Below are 19,829 nucleotides of genomic sequence, written 5' to 3' on the forward strand. Positions count from 1 at the left end.
CGCTCCTTGCACGCTCGCCGACTGGGTTCGCGGAGCTTCTCAAGACGTCGCTGAGCGGCTCTTCATTATGCCGCTATTCCGAGCCAGGTTGGAGCGAGCCGACGAAACAGGGAGGCAGTGCCATGACGATGAGGCCGGATCCCACCTTTCACGCATCGCCCAAGCTGGCGATGGAAGCGCCTGCAGAGAACTTTGCCTACACGCTGCTGCTCAGTCCGGATTTCTCAAAGCCGGATGCTCTCGCGGTCATCGACGTCAAGCCGGGATCGCCGATCTACAGCCAAATCGTCCACACGGTGACGATGCCCAACAAGGGCGATGAGTTTCATCACTTCGGCTGGAATGCCTGCTCCTCCGCCTTGTCGCCGCTCGCCGGACATGCCTTCATCGAGCGGCGCTATCTCATCATCCCCGGAATACGCTCGTCGCGGATCTACATCATCGATACCAAGCCCGATCCGACCAAAGCCAAAATCCACAAGATCATCGAGCCCGAGGAAATCTTCAAAAAGACCGGCTACTCGCGGCCGCATACTATCCATTGCGGGCCGGACGGCATCTATGTGAGCACGCTGGGCGGCGGCGGCAAGGACGGCACTAACGGGCCTCCAGGCGTCTTCATCATGGATTGCGAGACGTTCGAGGTCCTTGGACGATGGGAGATCGACCGCGGTCCGCAGACACTGCACTATGATTTCTGGTGGAACCTGCCGCGCGACTACATGGTGACGAGCGAATGGGCGTTGCCGCCGCAGTTCGAGAACGGGATCGTCGCGGAAGATCTGCTGGCGAACAAATATGGCCATCGTCTCCACTTCTGGGATCTCCGCGCCCGTCGCAACGTGCAGACCATCGACCTCGGCGCCAATCATCAGATGGCGCTGGAGGTGCGGCCCGCGCACGATCCGGTTCGCGAATACGGCTTCGTTGGCGTTGTGGTCGACACCACCAACCTCGAAGCATCGATCTGGACCTGGTGGCGCGAAGGCGGAAAATTCCATGCGGAGAAGACGGCGACGATCCCGCCCGAGCCCGCGCCAAAGGAGAAGCTCCCGCCGCTGCTGCAGGGATTTGGCGCCGTGCCGCCGCTGGTGACCGACATCGACCTGTCGATGGATGACCGGTTTCTCTATGTCTCGTGCTGGGGCACGGGTGAAATGCGCCAGTACGATGTGAGTGACCCGCGAAAGCCGAAGCTTGCCGGCTCGGTTCACATCGGCGGCATCGCGCGCCGCACCCCCCATCCGAACGGCAAGGCATTTGCGGCCGGTCCGCAGATGGTCGAGATCAGCCGCGACGGCAAGCGCGTGTACTGGACCAATTCGCTGTATTCCACCTGGGATGACCAATTCTATCCCGATGGAGTTCCGGGCGTGGAAGTCATGGCCAATGTCGGTCGCGACGGCGGCCTCGAACTCGCCAAGGACTATTTCGTGAGCTTCCCCGACGGATATCGTGCGCACCAGATCAGGCTGGAGGGCGGCGATTGTTCGACGGACTCCTTTTGCTACCCGTCGGCCTAGACTGGCAGCACGGGAGTTGGCCGCTCGGCTGGCTGTGGCTCGCTCTTGTCGCGAGCGGTCTCTATCACGGCGTCAATCCGGGAATGGGATGGCCGCTCGCCGTGTCGGCCGGCCTCATGGACAAGAGCCCGCGCGCGCTGTTCCGCGCGTTGTGGGCTCTGGCGGCCGGTCATCTCCTGGCAACATTTCTCGTGCTGCTGCCATTCGCGTTGCTGCTCGTGCTGGCCGAGTGGCAGCGTTCGATCCAGCTCGGTGCGAGCCTTCTCGTCATCGGCTTCGGCGTCTATCGGCTGGTCGAGCGGCGCCATCCGCGCACGCTGGCACGAATTCCGCCCACGCAATTGGCGCTCTGGTCATTCGCCGTTGCCATTGCTCACGGCGCGGCCTTGATGCTCGTGCCGATCTATCTCGGGCTCTGCCAGGCGTTCGAGCTCGATGCCGGCCATGAGGCGGCGGGCGCGCTGATGAAGGCAAGTCTTCTGAAGACAAGTCTCGGGATGGCGGTGCTGGTGTCCCTGGTGCACGTTGTCGCCATGGTCAGTGCCGGCGGATGTCTGGCATGGCTGGTCTACCGCTATCTGGGATTGAGGTTCGTTGCGCGAAGCTGGTTCAATCTGGATGCAATCTGGGCGACCAGCCTCATTCTGGTTGGCGTCGTGGCGCTCGCCTTTAATCTCGCGAGCTGGCGCTGAGGCCTACTTCGCCAACGCCCACTCGCCGACAAAGCGGAAGCGCGCCCTGGCATCATTCTGCTTGAACAGCGCGATCCGGTCGACCAACAGCGTATCGAGGCCGAGCGTCGCAAACCTCGCGCGCAGCATCTCCAGGATCGGCCCGCGCCGTTCCGCATCCAGCCGTCCCGTCAGCGTCATGTGGAAGCGGAATTCCTCCATCACGTAAGGGTAACCCCAGCGGTCGAGATAGTCGCGCTGCCGCTCGGTGAGCTTGTCGGGCTTGCGCCGCGCGCGGTCCTCCGCCGTCATGGGCGCGCGGAAGTCGTCGAATTCGCGGACGCAATCGGCGGCAAGTTGCTGGAGCGCGCCCACCGGCTCGGTCGGAATCACCGCGATGAAGCCGCTGATGGAGTCGACGACCGGGCGGATTGACGGCATCGGCGGCGCCTTGCCGGCAAAGGCCGCGCAAGCTGCGACGAGCTCGGCTTCAGTCCTGCCGCGCGCCAGCGCCATCGGCGCTTTCAGCGTGCCGTGGAAACCGTATTTGCGGGGATCGGCCGTGACGTCGCGCCAATCCGGCGCAACACGCGATGCGTCGGCAGGGAACGGCACTTCGTCACCGGTGTAGACATCGTAACCGAGCAGCTCGGCGCCGAAGCGGGAGAGGGCGCTGTCGGCGCCGGCGGCAAAGTAGATCGCGTAGCGGGGAAAATCAGTCATCGCCTGAGCATAACCGGTTCAGGCCGCAACGACAGCCTCGCGCGGCGTCGCTGCCGCCGCGAGCAGTCGCGTCGCATCGGTGAGATGCACGAGCTTTCCGCCTGATACCACCGCGATCAGCCGCGGCCGCAGCGGCGCGCTGTCGTCGACCAGCAGCATGTCGGCGCGGCATCCTTCTGCGAGCACGCCGCGATCGGCAAGGCCGGTCGCGCGGGCCGGTCCCGCGGACACCAGGTTCCAGGCCTCGGTCAGCGGCAGCACGCCGTCGGCGGCGAGGCGAAACGCGGCGAGCAGCTGCGCCGGATAGTAATAGTCCGACGCCAGCACCGAGCAGAGCCCCTTCGCGATCATGTCGGATGCCCGGGTCCAGCCGGTATGGCTGCCGCCGCGCACGACATTCGGCGCACCGTAGACGATGGCATCGCCCGCGGCCGCGGCCGCTCGCGCGGTCTCCTCGTTGATCGGAAACTCCGCGATGTCAGCGCCCAGCTCGCGAAACTCCTGCCGCATCGCCGGTGTCGCATCGTCGTGCGAGAGCATCCGCACCTCGGCCGCGCGAGCAGTCGCGGCGAGCCGCGACACGGAAGCCGGCACTTCACTGGCGCGCGAAAGCACACGCTCGACGAGCCGGTCGAATTCCTCGCCCGAGAGGCCGGTGCGCTCGACCATGCGGTTGCGCTTGCGCGGCTTGGCCATGTCGGCAACGGTGCCGTCCATGTGGTCGTTGAAGGCGAACAGGTCGACGCGGCCCTCGGCGAGCCATTGGCCGATCTCGGTCTCGGCATCGAGATTGTAGGTCTCGTGGCGCAGGTGGAAACGCGTGTCGGCGGCGAATTGCGGGCGTTGCCGCTCGATCGCCTCCATCAGGGCGCGCGCATTGCCGGCGCTGCGCAGGCCAGGCTCCCACGAGCAGGTCGTGGCGTGAAACACGGTGGTGATGCCGTTGCTGATCGCCTGGCGGTCACTGTCGGCGAGCGCGACGTCGATCGGGAAGTCGACGCCGGCGCGCGGCATCATCTGCCGTTCGAAGGCATCGCCATGCAGATCGACGATGCCGGGCAGCACCAGCAGGTTGCGCGCATCGATCGCCAGCCGCGCACGGCCGCGAGAGGCATCGACCTGCGCAATGTCCGCGCCGGACACCAGAATGGAAGTTTCGACGAGCTCGGAGCCGATCAGGGCCCGGCCGCCCTCGAGGAAGATGTCTGTCAAGCGACCGCGCTTCGTTTGCTGGCAGGGGAACGGGTGAGGGAGCTTGCCCGTGCTTCATATGCCGAGAGGAATTCTTCAATCCCGAGCTTGCGGAAATCGGGCAGTGCTTCACGCAATTTGTCGTGATCCCAGTCCCACCAGGCGAGCCGGGCCAGCCGTCCGGCGACGTCTTCCGAGAACCGCCGCCGCACGATGCGCGCCGGATTGCCGGCGACGATGGTGTAGGCCGGCACGTCCTTGGTGACGATGGCGCCCGCCGCGATCACGGCGCCGGTGCCGATGTTGCGGCCCGGCAGCACGATCGCGCCATGGCCGATCCAGACGTCATGGCCGATATGGACGTGATGCTGGCGCCGCCAGTCGAAGAACTCGGTGTCGTCGCTCTCGCCTTCGAAGTAGGCGCTGGAACGATAGGTGAAATGCGCCTGCGTGGCGCGATGCATCGGATGATTGCCGGGATTGATGCGCGTCATCGCCGCGATCGAGCAGAATTTTCCGATGGTGGTGTAGGTGATCTGGGCGTCGTTCACGACATAGGAGTAGTCGCCCATCGCGACTTCATGCAGGACGGTGCGCGCGCCGACTTCGGTATAGGTGCCGAGCCTGGTCTCATGCAGCTTCGCCGAGGGGTCGATGGTCGGTTGAACCGAGAGTGTTTTGCCGGCCATGCTACATCCGATAGGTCGAGGGCGGGCGTACCTCTTCGAGCGGCCTGATGACAGCGTCATGACGATGTGATGACAGGGGAGGAGGTGTGTTGGATCGCCGCACCGCGATCCGTGTGTCACACAAGTGTCAAGTGCCAGCGTTAGCGGTGGCAGCCAGCTACTCTGGAGCCCTCTATGCTGGTGGTTGAAGGTCTGACGTGCCGCTTTGGCGCAAAAGCCGCGGTGGACGACGCTTCGTTTCAAATCTCCCCCGGCGGCTTCGTCGGTGTGATCGGGCGCTCCGGCGCTGGCAAGTCGACCATGCTGCGCATGATCAATCGCCTGGCGACGCCGACGCAGGGCCGTATCCTGTTCGACGGCCTCGACGTCACCGCGCTGCGCGGCAAGGAATTGCGGCAGTGGCGGGCGCGCTCGGCGATGATTTTCCAGCAGTTCAACCTGGTCGGCCGGCTCGACGTGTTGACCAACGTCCTGATGGGCCGCCTCGCCACCATGCCGGCGTGGCGCTCGCTGACGCAGACCTGGCCCGAGCACGACAGGGCGCTGGCGATGTCGGCGCTCGAACAGTTCGATATCGCCTCGCTCGCCGCCCAGCGCGCCGACCAGCTCTCCGGCGGCCAGCAGCAGCGCGTTGCGATCGCCCGCGCGCTGGTGCAGCAACCCGACATCATCCTCGCCGACGAGCCGATCGCCTCGCTCGACCCGCGCAACACCAAGATCGTGATGGATGCGCTGCTGCGCATCAACAAGCATTTCGGCATCACGGTGCTCTGCAACCTGCATTCGCTCGATCTGGCGCGCAGCTATTGCGACCGCCTGATCGGCATGGCGCAGGGTCGTGTGGTGTTCGACGGCGCGCCGGCCGAGTTGACCGACCATGTCGCGCGCGAGCTCTACGATCTCGAAGCCTCCGACGTCATGGGCGGAATGCCTGTGCCGGCGCCTGAGGGCGTGCCGGCGCTCGGAACGGCCGCAGCCGCCTGAGCTGCGCCTGTAGTTGCCAATTTTTGCGTCAACCGACCCCAACCGATGAAGAGGGTATCATGATCACTCGCAGACTGGTTCTTGCTGGCGCCGCCGCGCTCGCGTTCACGGCTTCGGCTTCCGCCGACGATTGGAAAGCCAAATATCCCGAACTGACCTTCGCGGTCATTCCGGCGGAAAACGCCTCGGGCGTGACCGAGCGCTGGGCGCCGTTCATGAACTATCTCTCCAAGGAATTGGGCGTGAAGGTCACGCTGCGCATCGCCAACGACTACGCCGCCGTCATCGAAGGCCAGCGCGCCGGCAACATCCATATCGCCAGCTACGGCTCGGCGTCGTTCGCCCGCGCCCGCCTGACCGGCGTCAAGACCGATGCCTTCGCCAACGACATCAACGCCGACGGTTCGACCGGCTACTACTCGGTGTTCTTCGTCAAGGCGAGCAGCCCCTACAAGAGCGTCGACCAGCTCAAGGGCAAGAACCTCGGCCTCGTCGACCCGAACTCGACCTCCGGCAACAACGTGCCGCGCTTCGAGCTCGACAAGATGGGCATCACGGATGCCGACACCTATTTCAGCAAGGTCGTCTTCACCGGCAGCCATGAGAACGCGATCCTGGCACTGGCGCAGGGCACGGTCGACGTTGCGGCCAACCAGTGGACCAGCGATGACGATTCCACGCTGGCGCAGATGCTGACCAAGGGCATGCTGAAGAACGCCGACGGCTCGCCGATGAAGAAGGACGATTTCCGCATCATCCACAAGTCGGCGCCGATCATCAACGGCCCCTACGCTTACAATTCCGACCTGCCGGAAGAGGCCAAGGCGGCGATCGCAAAGGCGTTCTTCGACGCGCCGGCCAAGGACAAGGCGGCCTTCGATCGCCTCCAGGACGGCCAGAAGAAGGGTTTCCATCCCGCCACCACCAAGGACTGGGATGGCACGATCGAGCTGATCAAGTTCGTCGATGCACTGCGTAAGAAGAAGGCGTCCTGAGTTTCAGGACGATAGCACTGGAGCCGGGTCGATGGACCCGGCTCTTTCTCTTTGATCGACCATTTTTCCTGGCCAGATGACCGTCGCGGTTTCGATCCTCCCCGAGCAGCAGCTCGCCGTGCTCAACGCGGCCTATCGCCAGGCGGTCGCGCGCAAGCGGCTCCGACTCCTGTTGGGGCTGGTGATCTTTGCCGCGGCGCTGTTTCTTGCCGCCATCGGCGCGGAAGTGAACCTGCGCACCTTCTTCGCCCATTTCGGCAATTTCATCAGCTATTTCGACCGCATCCTCACGCTCGACAGCGGCCAGCGGGTCTGGACCGATGCCGGCGAGTGGCTGTGGGGCTGGCGCAAATGGCTGAAGATGCTGGGCGAGACGCTGCTGATTTCCTATGTCGGCACGCTGATCGGCGCGACCTTCGCCTTCGCCTTGAACTTCTTTGCGGCCGAGAACACCTCGCCGTCGCCCTGGCTGCGCTTCGTGGTGCGTCGCCTGCTCGAATTCGCCCGCACCGTGCCGGGCATCGTCTTCGCGCTGATCTTCGTGATCGCGTTCGGCCTCGGGCCGATGGCCGGCGTGCTCGCGATCGCGATCCACTCCACCGGCGCGCTCGGCAAGCTGTTCTCCGAGATCGTCGAGAATGCCGACATGAAGCCGGTCGAAGGCATCCGCTCGACCGGCGCGAGCTGGCTCTCCTGCATGCGCTTCGCCGTGGTGCCGCAGGTGACCGCGGGCTATGCCAGCTACGGGCTGCTGCGCTTCGAGATCAATGTCCGCGAGGCCTCCGTCATGGGCTTCGTCGGCGCCGGCGGCATTGGCCAGGAGCTCGTCGTCGCCATCCGCAAGTTCTATTACTCCGACGTCAGTGCCATCCTGCTCACCATCATCATCACGGTCTTCATCATCGACATCACCACGGGCTGGCTGCGCGGCCGTCTGTTCGGCAAGGAGGCACGGACGTGACGGGGCCGCGGCAGGTCGACACGCGAGCGCTTCGCGCGCGCTACCCCGACGTGTTCGACCGCCCCGCCTCGGCGCGGCTCGCGGTGCCGGCGATGATCGTCGCGGCGTTTGCGATCCTGGTCTACGGCCTCGTCGATCTCGACTTCTCACCGTCGCGATTCTTCGCAGGGCTGAGCCAGCTCGGCTGGATCAGCCTGATGATGATCCCGCCCGATCCCGGCTCTTCGCTGCCGGTCTATCTGAAGGCGTTGGGTGAGACGCTGTCGATCGCGCTGCTCGGCACGACGCTCGCCGCGCTGTTCGCGCTTCCGGTCAGTCTGCTGGCCGCGCGCAACGTCATACCCTCGCAGATCCTGCGCTTTCCTATCAGGCGGTTTCTCGATTCGATCCGCGGCGTCGACACGCTGATCTGGGCGCTGGTGTGGATCAATGTGGTCGGGCTCGGTCCGTTCGCCGGTGTGCTCGCCATCGCCGTGTCGGATTTCGGCGCGTTCGGAAAATTGTTTTCGGAGGCGATCGAGGGCGCCGACCAGAAGCAGGTCGAAGGCGTCCGCGCCTCCGGCGGCAGCGCTTTGCACGAGATCCGCTTCGGCCTGCTGCCGCAGGTCCTGCCGGTGATCGCCGGCCAGGTGCTCTATTTCATCGAATCCAACACGCGCTCGGCCACCATCATCGGCATCGTCGGCGCCGGTGGCATCGGCCTCCAGCTCGCCGAGCAGATCCGCGTGCTGGAATGGCAGAGGGTGTCGTTCCTGATCCTGATGATTTTGGTCGCAGTGGCCGCGATCGATTTCATATCGAGCAAGCTGCGGTTTGCGATTATTGGGCGGCGGGCTGTCGCCTGAGCAAAGGTGTCGTAGGGTGGGCAAAGCGAAGCGTGCCCACCACTGCCGATAGCTTGGAAAGATGGTGGGCACGGCGCAAGTGCGCCTTTGCCCACCGTACGATACCTGCGCGAGCGGGTAGATCACCCGTTCTCCACCAGAAACTCCACCCGCTCCGCGGCAAAGCGCGAGTGCTTCGTCACCAGCGGCTTGCCGGCGAGATCGTGGTCGGTCGCGTCGACCACCAGGATCGGCCGTCCGAGCGGCAGATCGAGTCGTGCGGCATCGGTCGCGTCCACGATGCCGGCGGTGATCCGGGTCGCGCCGCGGCTGTAGTCGCGGACGCCGTAATGCTCGAGCAGTTTCGTCATTGAGCGCGTCGCGGCGAACACCTCGCCCGCGCCCGGAAACAACTCCGCTGACAGCCAGGTGGTGGAGACGCAGATCGGCGTGTGGTCGGCGAGGCGGATCGCCTCGATCCGCACCAGCGGCGCGCCGGCCTTCAATCCCAGTTCGCGCGCCAGTTCGCGGGTCGCGACGTCATCGGACGCCTCGATCAGCCGGCCATGCGGTTCGCGGCCGTCGGCGCCGACGATCTCGGAGAAGCGGGTGCGCGAGCGCAAGGGATAAGCAAGGCGCTGCGCCTCGACATAGGTTCCGCTGCCGCGTTCGGCGCGCACGAGGCCGCGCTCGGCAAGTGCAGCCAGCGCGCGCCGCACGGTGTGGCGGTTCACGCGATAGGTTTCGGCGATCTCCATCTCGCCCGGCAGCTTGTCGCCGGCCGCAAAGCGGCCGTCGGCGATGCCGCGCTCGATGCCATCGGCAACGAGGCGCCACAGCGCGACGCCCGAAGAGGCTGAGTCCTGCATGCTCATGTCGCCGAGAAGCCTACTTCAGAAATCACACGTTTGTCACGAAACAGTCATGGCGCTTCCGTATCAAGTTGTCTATTATCATAGACAACTTGGATTCGGCAAGTTCTGCAGAAAGTTTCGGTGGATTTGGTGACCCAGCACAACAACCAGCAAGTCCAGCGCAAGGCCGCGATGGCCGTGCTGGCGCACGCGGAGGCGGGCGAGATCGCCGCTCGCCTCCGCGCTCTCGCCCTGCCGGCTCATCAGGAGCTGCGCGCGCCGGAAAACGGTCTCGTCATGCTGCGCGGCCGGGTCGGCGGCGACGGCGCGCCTTTCAATCTCGGTGAAGCCACGGTGTCGCGCGCCGCGGTCCGGCTCGCGAGCGGCGAGGTCGGCTTCGGCTACACGCTGGGGCGCGATGGCGAGAAGGCGCGGCTGATCGCGCTGTGCGACGCGCTGGCGCAGTCCAGTGATTTCGGCGAGGCGGTGGAGCGTGACGTTATCGCGCCGTTGCGCGAGCAGCTTATGATCCAGCGCAAGCAGGCGGCGGCCGAGACCGCCGCGACGAAGGTTGATTTCTACACCATGGTGCGCGGTGAGGGGTGAGGCCATGACCACGATTGCGGAACTTCCGCCGGGTTTCGTCGACAAGGTCTTGTCGGCGCAATCGACCTTTCGTTCCGTCATGGACGCGATGGCGCGGCCGGGCTCGGTCCAGCGCATCGTACCGATGGCGGGAGTGCCCGGGCCAACGATGCGCGGCACTGCCGCGATCGCGCTGACGCTGTTCGATCACGACACGCCGCTCTGGCTCGATGCCCGGATGGCGGAGAGGTCGGACGTGGTGAAATGGCTCAAGTTCCACACCGGCGCGCCGGTGGTGCAGGACTCCTCGATCGCGAGTTTCGCCCTGATCAGCGACGGCGCGGCGCTGCCGCCGCTCGAGCGCTTCGCACTGGGTACGAACGAGTATCCGGATCGCTCGACCACGGTGATCCTTCAGGTCGAGAGCTTGGACTCAGGGCGCAGTTTCGAACTGCGTGGCCCCGGCATCGACGGTGTCGCGACACTTCAGGCCTCGATCAGGCCTTTCGACTTGTTCGAACGGCTGCGGTTCAACGAGGCGCTGTTTCCGCGTGGCATCGATTTGGTGCTGGTCGCCGATGATGCCGTGGTTGCGATCCCGCGCACCACGCGTGTCGTGAACAAGGGAAGCTAGTCGCATGTATGTCGCAGTCAAAGGCGGCGAGCGCGCCATCGAGAACGCCCATCGCCTGCTCGCCAATGCGCGGCGTGGCGACCAGAGTGTTTCCGAAGTCACGCTCGATCAGATCTCGGAACAGCTCGGCCTCGCCGTGGACCGCGTCATGAGCGAAGGGTCGCTCTATGACCGCGAGCTCGCGGCGCTCGCCATCAAGCAGGCGCGCGGCGATCTGATCGAGGCGATCTTCCTGGTCCGCGCCTTCCGCGCCACCCTGCCGCGCTTCGGCGCCAGCGAGCCGGTCGACACCGGCGCGATGCGCGTGCAGCGGCGGGTGTCGGCGACCTTCAAGGACATTCCCGGCGGCCAGATCCTCGGGCCGACCTTCGACTACACGCATCGTCTGCTCGATCCCTCGCTGGGCCAGGGTTTTGTGCCTGAAGTGCCGGCGACGGCCGAAGCTTCGACGGCGCCCACGCCGCGCGTGACCGATATTCTGGGCCGCGACGGGCTGATCGAATCCTCGCCGCGGGCCGAAGACGGCGCCAGCGTCGGCGATCTCACGCGCGAACCGCTGAACTTCCCGGCCGATCGCGACCTGCGCCTGCAAAACCTCGCACGCGGCGACGAAGGCTTTCTGCTGGCGATGGGTTATTCCACCCAGCGCGGTTACGGCCGCAACCATCCCTTCGTCGGCGAGATCCGCTTCGGCGAGGTCGAGGTCGAATTCTTCGCGGAAGACGTCGGCTTCGCCGTGCCGCTCGGCTCGATCGAGCTCACCGAGTGCCAGATGGTCAACCAGTTCAAGGGCTCGGCGACGGAAGCGCCGTGCTTCACCCGCGGCTATGGTCTCGCCTTCGGCCAGAGCGAGCGCAAGACCATGTCGATGGCGCTGGTCGACCGCGCGCTGCGTGCCCGCGAGCTCGGCGAAGACGCCGTGGCCCCTGCGCAAGATGAAGAATTCGTGATGTCGCATTCGGACAACGTCCAGGCGACCGGCTTCGTCGAGCATCTGAAGCTGCCGCACTATGTCGACTTCCAGTCCGAACTCGGGCTCCTGCGCAAGCTGCGCAAGGAGTTTGCCGAGGCCAATGCGCCCGATGCCATGAAGGAGGCCGCGGAATGAACGCGCCCGCCTACAATTTCGCCTATCTCGACGAACAGACCAAGCGGATGATCCGCCGCGCTATCCTCAAGGCGATCGCGATCCCCGGCTATCAGGTGCCGTTCGCCAGCCGTGAAATGCCGATGCCCTATGGCTGGGGCACCGGCGGCGTGCAGGTGACCGCGGCGATCCTCGGGCCGCAGGACGTGCTGAAGGTGATCGACCAGGGCTCCGACGACACGACGAATGCGATCTCGATCCGCAAATTCTTCGCCAAGACCGCGGGCGTCGCCACGACCACGGCAACAGAAGATGCAACCGTGATCCAGACCCGTCACCGCATCCCGGAGACGTCGCTGCACGCGAATCAGGTGCTGGTCTATCAGGTGCCGATCCCGGAGCCGCTGCGTTTCCTGGAGCCGCGCGAGACCGAGACGCGGCGCATGCATGCGCTGGCCGAATACGGCCTGATGCACGTAAAACTCTACGAGGACATCGCCCGCTTCGGCCACATCGCCACCGCCTACGCCTATCCGGTGAAGGTGAACGCGCGCTACGTGATGGACCCGTCGCCGACGCCGAAATTCGACAATCCCAAGATGGACAACTGCCCGGCGCTGCAATTGTTCGGCGCCGGCCGCGAGAAGCGCATCTATGCGATCCCGCCCTATACGCAGGTGGTGTCGCTCGATTTCGAGGATCACCCGTTCGAGCCGTACCGCTTCAACGCGCCCTGCGCGCTGTGCGCGGCCGAGAATTCCTATCTCGACGAGATCGTCATCGACGACAAGGGCGGGCGGATGTTCGTCTGCTCGGACACCGACTATTGCGAGGGCCGCCAGGCCGCCGGCCATCACGGCAGCCTCAGCGCCGCGCCGTACAAGGAGAAGGCGCAGGAGGGATCAAATGGCTGAGGAGATGCTGGAGAACGATCAGTCACTGCTGGTCGCGGAGTCGCTCAGCAAGTCCTATGGCCGCATCGCCGCGTGCCGCGACGTCTCCTTCTCGCTCTACCCCGGCGAAGTGCTGGCGATCGTCGGCGAGTCCGGCTCGGGCAAATCGACGCTGCTGCAAATGCTATCGGGCCAGCTCGCGCCGAGCGCCGGCCAGGTGTCATACCGGATGCGCGACGGCATCACCCGCGATCTCACGACGCTGGGCGAAGCCGAGCGGCGCTTCCTGTTCCGCACCGACTGGGGCTATGTGCACCAGGATCCCGCGCAGGGCCTGCGCATGGCGGTCTCGGCTGGCGCCAATGTCGGCGAACGGCTGATGGCGGTGGGCTGGAATCACTACGGCCGAATCCGCGACACCGCGTCGGACTGGCTCACCCGCGTCGAGATCGACATCGCGCGCATCGACGATGCGCCGCGCACTTATTCCGGCGGCATGCGCCAGCGTCTCCAGATCGCGCGCAACCTCGTCACCGAGCCGCGGATGGTATTCATGGACGAACCGACCGGCGGCCTGGACGTGTCTGTCCAGGCTCGCCTGCTCGACCTCGTGCGCAGCCTCGTCGCGGAACTGCACCTCGCCGTCATCATCGTCACCCACGATCTCGCGGTGGCGCGGCTGCTGTCGCATCGCGTGATGGTGATGAAGGGCGGCCGCGTCATCGAGACTGGTCTCACCGACCAGGTCCTCGACGACCCCCGCGAGCCCTATACCCAGCTCCTCGTCTCCTCGATTTTGCCGCCATGAGCTTGCCAACATGAGCCCTCCGATGACCGCCATGATCGACATCGCCGCCGCGAAAAAGACCTTTACGATGCACCTGCAAGGCGGCATCGAGCTGCCTGTCGTCAGCGGCGTGACCTTCCACGTCAACCCGGGCGAATGCGTCGTGCTCGCAGGCCCGTCCGGTGCCGGCAAGTCGTCGATCCTGAAGATGATTTTTGGCAACTACCGCTGCGACTCCGGCCGTATCGGCATTCGCCATCGCGGCGCTGTGGTCGATCTCGCCACCGCCGAGCCGCGGCAGGTCCTCAATATCCGCCGCTCCACCATCGGCTATGTCAGCCAGTTCTTGCGGGCGGTGCCGCGCGTTGCGACCATCGACGTCGTCGCCGAGCCCCTGATCGTGAACGGCCTGGCGCGCGCGGAGGCGCAGCAGCGCGCCGGCGAGTTGCTGCATCGTCTCAACATTCCTGAAAGACTCTGGCAGCTTCCGCCCGCGACCTTCTCCGGCGGCGAGCAGCAGCGAGTCAACATCGCGCGCGGCTTCATCTCGGACCTGCCGATCCTGCTGCTGGACGAGCCGACCGCTTCGCTCGATGCGGCCAACCGCGCCGTCGTGGTCGATCTGGTCGCCGAGAAGAAGCGCCAGGGCGTCGCCATGGTCGCCATTGTCCATGACGACGAAATCCGCCATCTGATTGCCGACCGTATTGTTGACGTCACCAGCTTTGCCGCCGCCGCCTGAAGGAAATGGAAATGAACGCCAAGCCGAAAGAATCTGTGATCGCCAACGCCAGGATCGTGCTGGCTGACCGGGTGATCGAGCAGGGCTGGCTCGCTCTCGCCGACGGACGCATCGCCGAGATCGGCGAGGGCAGGGCCCCCGCGGGTGCGGAGGATGCCGGCGGTGACCTCATCATGCCGGGCCTGATCGAGCTCCACACCGACCATCTCGAAGCGCATTACGTGCCGCGCCCAAAAGTGTTCTGGAATCCGGTCGCCGCCGTCATCTCCTATGACGGCCAGCTCGCGACCTCAGGCATTACGACGGTGTTCGACTCGCTCCGGGTCTGGCGCGAGGACGGCGCCGAGGAAGTCGATGGCCGCGCCGGCGTGCTTGCCGCCGCGATCACGACCGCGCGCGATGCCAACCTGCTGCGCGCCGACCACTTCCTGCATCTGCGCTGCGAAATTCCGATGCCGAGCGTGGTGGAGGAGGCCAAGGAGCTGATCGACCGTCCCGACGTCAAGCTGATGTCGCTGATGGACCACACGCCCGGCCAGCGCCAGTTCCGCGACGAGGTCAAGCTGCGCGACTATTACCGCGGCAAGGGCGGCGGCAAGACCGATGCCGAGCTCGACGAGCTGTTCGCGAAGCGCTTCGAGTATCAGCGGCTTTATGCAGCGGCCAACATGCGCGAGATCGTCTCGCTGGCGCACGAGTACAATATTCCGCTCGCGAGTCACGACGACACCACCGAGGAGAACGTCGCGGACGCCGTGCGCGATCGCGTGTCGGTGGCGGAATTTCCGACCACGCTCGAGGCCGCGCGCGGCCTGCATCAGGCCGGCATCGACATCCTGATGGGTGCGCCGAACGTCGTGCGCGGCGGCTCCCACTCCGGCAACATCGCCGCGGTCGATCTCGCCCGCGAGGGCCTGCTCGACATCCTGTCGTCGGACTACATCCCGTCCAGCCTCCTGATGGCCGCGCTGCAATTGCCAGAGCATGTGCCCGCGATCAGCCTTCCGGCGGCGGTTCGCACCGTGACGAAGGCGCCTGCCGAGGCGGTTGGCCTGTCGGATCGTGGCGAGGTCGCGATCGGCAAGCGGGCCGACCTGATCCGCGTGCATGTCGCAGGCGACGTTCCCGTGGTCCGCAGCGTCTGGCGCGAAGGACACCGCGTCGCATGAGCGAGACCGCGACCATGGCACACGATGAGGCCGGCGGGATCGGACCCGGGCGGCTCGTGCTCGTGGTCGGTCCCAGCGGTGCCGGCAAGGACACGCTGTTGCGGCTCGCACAGGCTGCCTGCATCGACGATCACGACATCGTCTTTCCGCGCCGTGTCGTGACGCGCGAATCCTCCGAAGCCGAAGACAACATGGCGATGAGCCAGGACGAATTCCGCCGCGCCCGCGAGCACGGCGACTTCGCCGTGCACTGGGAAGCGCATGGTCATTCCTACGCTCTTCCGCTCGAAATCAACGATGACATTCTTGCCGGCCGGGCCGTCGTCGCCAATGTCTCGCGCACGGTGATCGGCGCGCTGCGCCAGGCCTACGCCAACGTCGTCGTGGTCGCGATCACGGCGCCGCCGGACGTGCTGGCGCAGCGGCTTGCCGCCCGGGCCCGGCACAGCGACGGCAATATCGCAGATCGCCTCGCGCGCAGCGTCGACGACGCATCGGCCAATGCCGATGTCACCATCCTCAACGCGGGCAGCGCGGACTATCACAGCCGCCAGCTCGTGCGCGTGATCAGGAACTTAGGCTGGCACGAATAGCCGGCGCAACAAGGAGAACGGAATGTCGGTGATTGAAACGGTCGAACAGCTGGAGGCCATCTACGGCGCCACCAACGATGCCTCGACCCTGAAAGTCGCCGACCACGTTACCCCGCTCTACCGCATCTTCATCGAGAAGGCCCCGTTCGCCGCGCTCGCCACCATCGGGCCGGAGGGGATCGACTGCTCGCCGCGCGGCGATCTCCCCGGCTTCGTCCGGATCCATGATCCGAAGACGCTGATGCTCCCGGATCGCCGCGGCAACAACCGGGTCGATTCCTTGCGCAACATCGTGCGCGATCCCAGGGTGTCGCTGATGTTCCTGATCCCCGGTTCCGGCAACGCGGTGCGGGCCAACGGCCGCGCCCATCTCTCCGTCGATCCCGAGCTGCTCGCCTCGTTCAAGGTCGAGGGCAAGGCGCCGCGCAGCGTCATGGTGATGAATGTGGACGAAATCTATTTCCAGTGCGCCCGTGCCATCGTCCGCTCCGACCTCTGGAATCCCGATAAGCGGATCGATCCGAAAACGCTGCCGACGCCCGGCCAGATCCTCGCCGAGACGAGCGAGAATAAAGTGGGTGGCGCGGAATATGATCGCATCTGGCCGGAACGGGCTGCTGCGACGATGTGGTAGCTCTCTCTTACCCTCTCCCCCTGTGGGAGAGGGTGGCTCGCCGCGATAGCGGCGAGACGGGTGAGGGGTATCTATCCTCACGAAAAGCGTTGTTCGCGGATAGAGACCCCTCATCCGGCGCTTCGCGCCACCTTCTCCCACAAGGGGAGAAGGGAAGAGGACATCGCGGCTCCGTTCTCAATTAAACGCCATCCCGCCACTCAGCGCGATGGTCTGCCCGGTCATGTAGGCATTGTCGACCAGCAGCATCACGGCTTTCGCCACCTCATCGGCCGTGCCGAAGCGGCCGAGCGGAATGCGGCTGACGAGGCCGGGCTGGCCGCTCATCATGTCGGTCTCGATCAGTGATGGCGCTACCGCATTCACGGTGATGCCTTCCTTCACCAACCGCGCCGCATAACCGCGCGTAAGGCCCTCCATGCCGGCCTTGGATGCATTGTAGTGCGGGCCGATCGAGCCGGCACCGCGCGCCGCGCCGGAGGAGATGTTGACGATGCGGCCCCATTTCCGCGCGCGCATCTCCGGCAGCACCGCCTGCGTGCACAGGAAGGCGGATTTCAGGTTGACCAGGATGGTGCGGTCGAAATCGTCCTCGGTGAGATCGTCGACGCCGCGCGTGATGGCGATGCCGGCATTGTTGACGAGGATGTCGATCGGCCCGAGCCCGGCCGTGACGCGCTCGACCATTGCAGCCACGGCATCCCGCTGCGAGACGTCGGCGGCAACGACAATGGCGCGACCGCCTTGCTTGCCGATTTCGCCTGCCAGCTGCTCGGCCTGTCCGATCTGCTCCCGGCAATTGATCGCCACCGCCGCGCCGGATGCGGCCAGGGCGCGACAGACGGCTGCGCCAATTCCGCGCGAGCCGCCGGTGACGAGCGCGGTGCGCCCCTTCAGATCATCCGCCATGTCCGGATCTCCCAAATTGTCTGTTCTGACGTTGCGCGAGCGTACCATGTCCGCCGCCCGCGCCTGTTGAACTCATCGCGAGATGAATCCGTCTGTCGGTGCTTGCGCCGGGAGAAGCGCGCCAGCGCGCTCGTGCCAAATATGGATAGCCATTTCATTGACCGAACGCACCAATCGCTCGATATTCGCAGCATCGAAACTGCTCCTCGAGCTTGATGCCGCGATATGAGAACGGATCACCAGCGTAATCCCAGCGACATGCACGCGTGCATGACGCGGCGCTGTTTCTCGGCGGCAACCGGCGCCTGTTGTTGTTGCTGATCGCCTCCTAGCAACCTCCCACAGCACAGATCCCACGACAGGAACGCCGAGATTCCGGCGAACGAGCAGTCATGTCCCAAATCCAGTCCAACGCCTACATTATTGAAATCCACGACCGCGCCGCCGGTATCATCACAAGAGATGAGCGCGGCTTCCGCTTCTTCTCCTCCGAGCGCCTGTTCGACAGCCTCGAAGGCCGCCAATTCCGCTCGGCGCGCGAGGCCGAACGCGCAGCCCGTGCGGTGTTTTCGGAGCGGAGCCGCCGCGCCAATTCCTCACTCTTCGCCAACTGAACCTGACGCAAAGGACCGCAACATGATTGCACGACGACATATCCTGACCGCAGCGCTTCTCCTCGCAACCGCCCTGGCCGCACCAGCACGCGCCGAGGACAAGCCGGCGGAAATCCGCATCGGCACCCAGAAGGGCGGCTTCTTCCCGGCGGTACGCCAGCGCCAAACGCTCGAAAACGCCTTCAAGCCGCTGGGCATCGAGGTCAAATGGATCGACTTCCAGTTCGGTCCGCCGCTGCTCGAGGCCATCAACGTCGGCAGCGTCGATTTCGGCTTCGTCGGCGACACCCCGCCGATCTTTGCACAGGCCGGCGGCGCAAAAATCAAATATGTCGCGGCCGTGAAGTCCGAGGGCGACACCCAGGCGATCATCGTGCCGAAGGATTCGCCGATCAAGACGCTGGCCGATCTCAAGGGCAAGCGCGTCGCCTTCGGCAAGGGATCGAGCGCGCACAATCTCCTGGTCGCCTCGCTCGAAAAGGCCGGCCTGTCCTGGTCCGACATCACGCCCGCGCCGCTCGCGCCGGCCGATGCGACGGCAGCCTTCGTGAAGGGTTCGGTCGACGCCTGGTCGATCTGGGATCCCTATCTCGCGCTCGCCGAATTGAAGGAGAACGCGCGCGTTCTCGTCTTCGACAAGGACGTGCACAAGCCGAACGCCTACTACATCGCCAACACCGACTTCGTCGAGAAATATCCGTCGCTGGTCGCGAAGCTCAACACGACCTTCGCCTCCGAAGGCAAGTGGGCGGAGCAGCATCACGAGGAGGTCGCAAAGGCGCAGGCCGAGGCGACCGGCGTCGACATCGAAGCTGTCAGGCGCTTCGTCAACCGCTCCGTCTACAGCGTGGTGCCGCTCGACGCGGAGGTGATCAGGACCCAGCAGGCCGTCGCCGACCGCTTTGCAAAGCTCGGCCTGATCCCGAAGCCGGTCAACGTCTCCGACATCGTCTGGAAGTGGACGCCGGGGTCCTGAGGCGGCTCAGCCTTTCAGCGCCGCCAGCAGCTCATCCGGGCGCTCGGCCATGATCATGTGGCCTGCGCCCGGCACCACGACGGTCTTCGCATGCGGGATCGCCGCCGCAAGCGCCTTGCCGGCCTTCGCCGGCGTCATCATGTCGCGTTCGCCGAGGATGAGCGTGGTCGGCACCTGCACGCTCGCCGCAGCGGTGAGTGCATTCGCGTAAGCATTGCAGGCCGACAGATCCCTGAAGAGCACGCCGGGCTCGCAAGATTTCAGCACCGCCTGCGCGCCGCCATGCATCCACAGGCCCGGCGCGAGGCTGCCGCCGAGCTCGGCGTTGAAGCCGAGGCCCCAGATCGACACCATGTCGTTGGCGTCCTGCGAGTTGGCCTCGGCCGCCTTCAGGAGATCCGGGCCGACCGTCATGGTCGCGGCGGTGCCGATCAGGCTCAGCGCGGAGACCTTGTCGGGATGACGCGCGGCCGTCTCCAGCGAGATCAGCGATCCCATGGAATGGCCGATCAGGTGCGCCTTCGCCACGCCGGCCGCGGCGAGCAATGCCGCCGTCCAGTCCGCCATCTCGGTGATGCCTCCCAGCGAAGGTCCGGCCGAGCGGCCGTGGCCGGGCAGGTCGGGCGCCAGCACGCCAAAACCGTGATGAGCGAACCATCGCGTGTGCAGCGCCCAGGTCGAATGATCGAAGCCGGCGCCGTGGATGAAGGCGACGGCGGGCAGGGATTTGTCGAACTCGCGGCCACCGTTTGCGACAAACACCTCGGCGCCGTTGACAGTGAGCTTCATGG

At 65.4% G+C, this 19,829-nt stretch carries 23 protein-coding genes; 17 read left to right on the forward strand and 6 right to left on the reverse strand.

Annotated features, from left to right (window positions below; all coding sequences use genetic code 11):
* Positions 1–122: 122 nt before the first annotated feature.
* Entirely contained in the window at positions 123–1,523 is a 1,401-nt protein-coding gene (locus tag AC5ZFO_RS30085) for a selenium-binding protein SBP56-related protein (protein WP_282519679.1), read from the forward strand.
* An 83-nt stretch (positions 1,524–1,606) separates the two neighbouring features.
* The gene (locus tag AC5ZFO_RS30090) at positions 1,607–2,215 is read left to right on the forward strand and encodes a hypothetical protein (protein ID WP_282520073.1); all 609 of its coding nucleotides are present in this window, start codon (positions 1,607–1,609) and stop codon (positions 2,213–2,215) included.
* 3 nt (positions 2,216–2,218) lie between these two features.
* Here the strand turns inward: AC5ZFO_RS30090 and AC5ZFO_RS30095 are convergent, their stop codons facing one another.
* Genes AC5ZFO_RS30095 through AC5ZFO_RS30105 form a run of 3 tightly spaced genes read right to left on the reverse strand, consistent with a single transcriptional unit; the run spans position 2,219 to position 4,797 of the window.
* Positions 2,219–2,917: a DUF1045 domain-containing protein gene (locus AC5ZFO_RS30095; RefSeq protein WP_282519680.1), complete on the reverse strand. Its 699-nt coding sequence runs from the start codon at positions 2,915–2,917 to the stop codon at positions 2,219–2,221.
* Between the two features lie 18 nt (positions 2,918–2,935).
* Positions 2,936–4,129 carry an alpha-D-ribose 1-methylphosphonate 5-triphosphate diphosphatase gene (locus tag AC5ZFO_RS30100; RefSeq protein ID WP_282519681.1) on the reverse strand — a complete coding sequence of 398 codons (1,194 nt, stop codon included), beginning with the start codon at positions 4,127–4,129 and terminating at the stop codon, positions 2,936–2,938.
* Entirely contained in the window at positions 4,126–4,797 is a 672-nt protein-coding gene (locus AC5ZFO_RS30105; RefSeq protein WP_282519682.1) for an LbetaH domain-containing protein, read from the reverse strand. Before AC5ZFO_RS30105 ends, AC5ZFO_RS30100 begins: the two co-directional genes overlap by 4 nt.
* 174 nt (positions 4,798–4,971) lie before the next feature.
* Here AC5ZFO_RS30105 and phnC point away from each other — a divergent pair, with 174 nt between their 5' ends.
* The 4 genes from phnC to phnE (AC5ZFO_RS30125) all read left to right on the forward strand — a co-directional run bounded on the left by phnC (position 4,972) and on the right by phnE (AC5ZFO_RS30125) (position 8,582).
* A complete protein-coding gene (gene phnC / locus AC5ZFO_RS30110) occupies positions 4,972–5,781 on the forward strand; it encodes a phosphonate ABC transporter ATP-binding protein (protein ID WP_282519683.1) in 810 nt (269 codons plus the stop codon).
* Positions 5,782–5,840: 59 nt separating this feature from the next.
* Positions 5,841–6,776 carry a phosphonate ABC transporter substrate-binding protein gene (gene phnD, locus AC5ZFO_RS30115; protein ID WP_282519684.1) on the forward strand — a complete coding sequence of 312 codons (936 nt, stop codon included), beginning with the start codon at positions 5,841–5,843 and terminating at the stop codon, positions 6,774–6,776.
* A gap of 76 nt (positions 6,777–6,852) precedes the next feature.
* Positions 6,853–7,737, forward strand: coding sequence for a phosphonate ABC transporter, permease protein PhnE (phnE, locus tag AC5ZFO_RS30120; protein WP_282519685.1), 885 nt, complete (start codon positions 6,853–6,855; stop codon positions 7,735–7,737).
* Positions 7,734–8,582 (forward strand): phosphonate ABC transporter, permease protein PhnE, encoded by an 849-nt coding sequence (gene phnE, locus AC5ZFO_RS30125; protein WP_282519686.1) that lies wholly within the window; start codon positions 7,734–7,736, stop codon positions 8,580–8,582. The genes phnE (AC5ZFO_RS30120) and phnE (AC5ZFO_RS30125) overlap by 4 nt, the downstream gene beginning before the upstream one ends.
* Before the next feature lie 122 nt (positions 8,583–8,704).
* On the opposite strand, the gene phnF is transcribed toward phnE (AC5ZFO_RS30125), so the two are convergent.
* On the reverse strand, positions 8,705–9,436 hold the full coding sequence (gene phnF / locus AC5ZFO_RS30130; RefSeq protein ID WP_282519687.1) for a phosphonate metabolism transcriptional regulator PhnF: 732 nt from the start codon (positions 9,434–9,436) through the stop codon (positions 8,705–8,707).
* Between the two features lie 120 nt (positions 9,437–9,556).
* Here phnF and phnG point away from each other — a divergent pair, with 120 nt between their 5' ends.
* The 9 genes from phnG to AC5ZFO_RS30175 are packed head-to-tail and all read left to right on the forward strand — an operon-like array spanning position 9,557 to position 16,539.
* Entirely contained in the window at positions 9,557–10,021 is a 465-nt protein-coding gene (phnG, locus tag AC5ZFO_RS30135) for a phosphonate C-P lyase system protein PhnG (RefSeq protein ID WP_014491455.1), read from the forward strand.
* A 4-nt stretch (positions 10,022–10,025) separates the two neighbouring features.
* Complete coding sequence (gene phnH, locus AC5ZFO_RS30140) at positions 10,026–10,634, forward strand: phosphonate C-P lyase system protein PhnH (RefSeq protein WP_282519688.1); 609 nt, start codon at positions 10,026–10,028, stop codon at positions 10,632–10,634.
* Between the two features lie 4 nt (positions 10,635–10,638).
* A complete protein-coding gene (locus AC5ZFO_RS30145) occupies positions 10,639–11,742 on the forward strand; it encodes a carbon-phosphorus lyase complex subunit (protein WP_282519689.1) in 1,104 nt (367 codons plus the stop codon).
* Positions 11,739–12,635, forward strand: a complete 897-nt coding sequence (locus AC5ZFO_RS30150; RefSeq protein ID WP_282519690.1) for an alpha-D-ribose 1-methylphosphonate 5-phosphate C-P-lyase PhnJ — start codon at positions 11,739–11,741, stop codon at positions 12,633–12,635. Before AC5ZFO_RS30145 ends, AC5ZFO_RS30150 begins: the two co-directional genes overlap by 4 nt.
* Entirely contained in the window at positions 12,628–13,422 is a 795-nt protein-coding gene (phnK, locus tag AC5ZFO_RS30155) for a phosphonate C-P lyase system protein PhnK (RefSeq protein WP_282519691.1), read from the forward strand. The genes AC5ZFO_RS30150 and phnK overlap by 8 nt, the downstream gene beginning before the upstream one ends.
* Before the next feature lie 22 nt (positions 13,423–13,444).
* On the forward strand, positions 13,445–14,143 hold the full coding sequence (gene phnL, locus AC5ZFO_RS30160) for a phosphonate C-P lyase system protein PhnL (protein WP_282520074.1): 699 nt from the start codon (positions 13,445–13,447) through the stop codon (positions 14,141–14,143).
* Positions 14,144–14,154: 11 nt separating this feature from the next.
* Entirely contained in the window at positions 14,155–15,312 is a 1,158-nt protein-coding gene (locus tag AC5ZFO_RS30165) for an alpha-D-ribose 1-methylphosphonate 5-triphosphate diphosphatase (RefSeq protein ID WP_282519692.1), read from the forward strand.
* A complete protein-coding gene (gene phnN / locus AC5ZFO_RS30170) occupies positions 15,309–15,905 on the forward strand; it encodes a phosphonate metabolism protein/1,5-bisphosphokinase (PRPP-forming) PhnN (RefSeq protein WP_282519693.1) in 597 nt (198 codons plus the stop codon). The genes AC5ZFO_RS30165 and phnN overlap by 4 nt, the downstream gene beginning before the upstream one ends.
* Before the next feature lie 22 nt (positions 15,906–15,927).
* A complete protein-coding gene (locus AC5ZFO_RS30175) occupies positions 15,928–16,539 on the forward strand; it encodes a pyridoxamine 5'-phosphate oxidase family protein (protein ID WP_282519694.1) in 612 nt (203 codons plus the stop codon).
* A gap of 177 nt (positions 16,540–16,716) precedes the next feature.
* Here the strand turns inward: AC5ZFO_RS30175 and AC5ZFO_RS30180 are convergent, their stop codons facing one another.
* The gene (locus AC5ZFO_RS30180; protein WP_496122948.1) at positions 16,717–17,448 is read right to left on the reverse strand and encodes an SDR family NAD(P)-dependent oxidoreductase; all 732 of its coding nucleotides are present in this window, start codon (positions 17,446–17,448) and stop codon (positions 16,717–16,719) included.
* Positions 17,449–17,840: 392 nt separating this feature from the next.
* Here AC5ZFO_RS30180 and AC5ZFO_RS30185 point away from each other — a divergent pair, with 392 nt between their 5' ends.
* Positions 17,841–18,062, forward strand: a complete 222-nt coding sequence (locus tag AC5ZFO_RS30185) for a hypothetical protein (protein ID WP_282519696.1) — start codon at positions 17,841–17,843, stop codon at positions 18,060–18,062.
* A 22-nt stretch (positions 18,063–18,084) separates the two neighbouring features.
* Positions 18,085–19,038, forward strand: coding sequence for a sulfonate ABC transporter substrate-binding protein (locus tag AC5ZFO_RS30190; RefSeq protein ID WP_038957690.1), 954 nt, complete (start codon positions 18,085–18,087; stop codon positions 19,036–19,038).
* Between the two features lie 6 nt (positions 19,039–19,044).
* Here the strand turns inward: AC5ZFO_RS30190 and AC5ZFO_RS30195 are convergent, their stop codons facing one another.
* Positions 19,045–19,827: an alpha/beta fold hydrolase gene (locus AC5ZFO_RS30195; protein ID WP_282519697.1), complete on the reverse strand. Its 783-nt coding sequence runs from the start codon at positions 19,825–19,827 to the stop codon at positions 19,045–19,047.
* Between the last annotated feature and the right edge of the window lie 2 nt (positions 19,828–19,829).

This window comes from Bradyrhizobium sp. Unk1 (assembly GCF_059512345.1).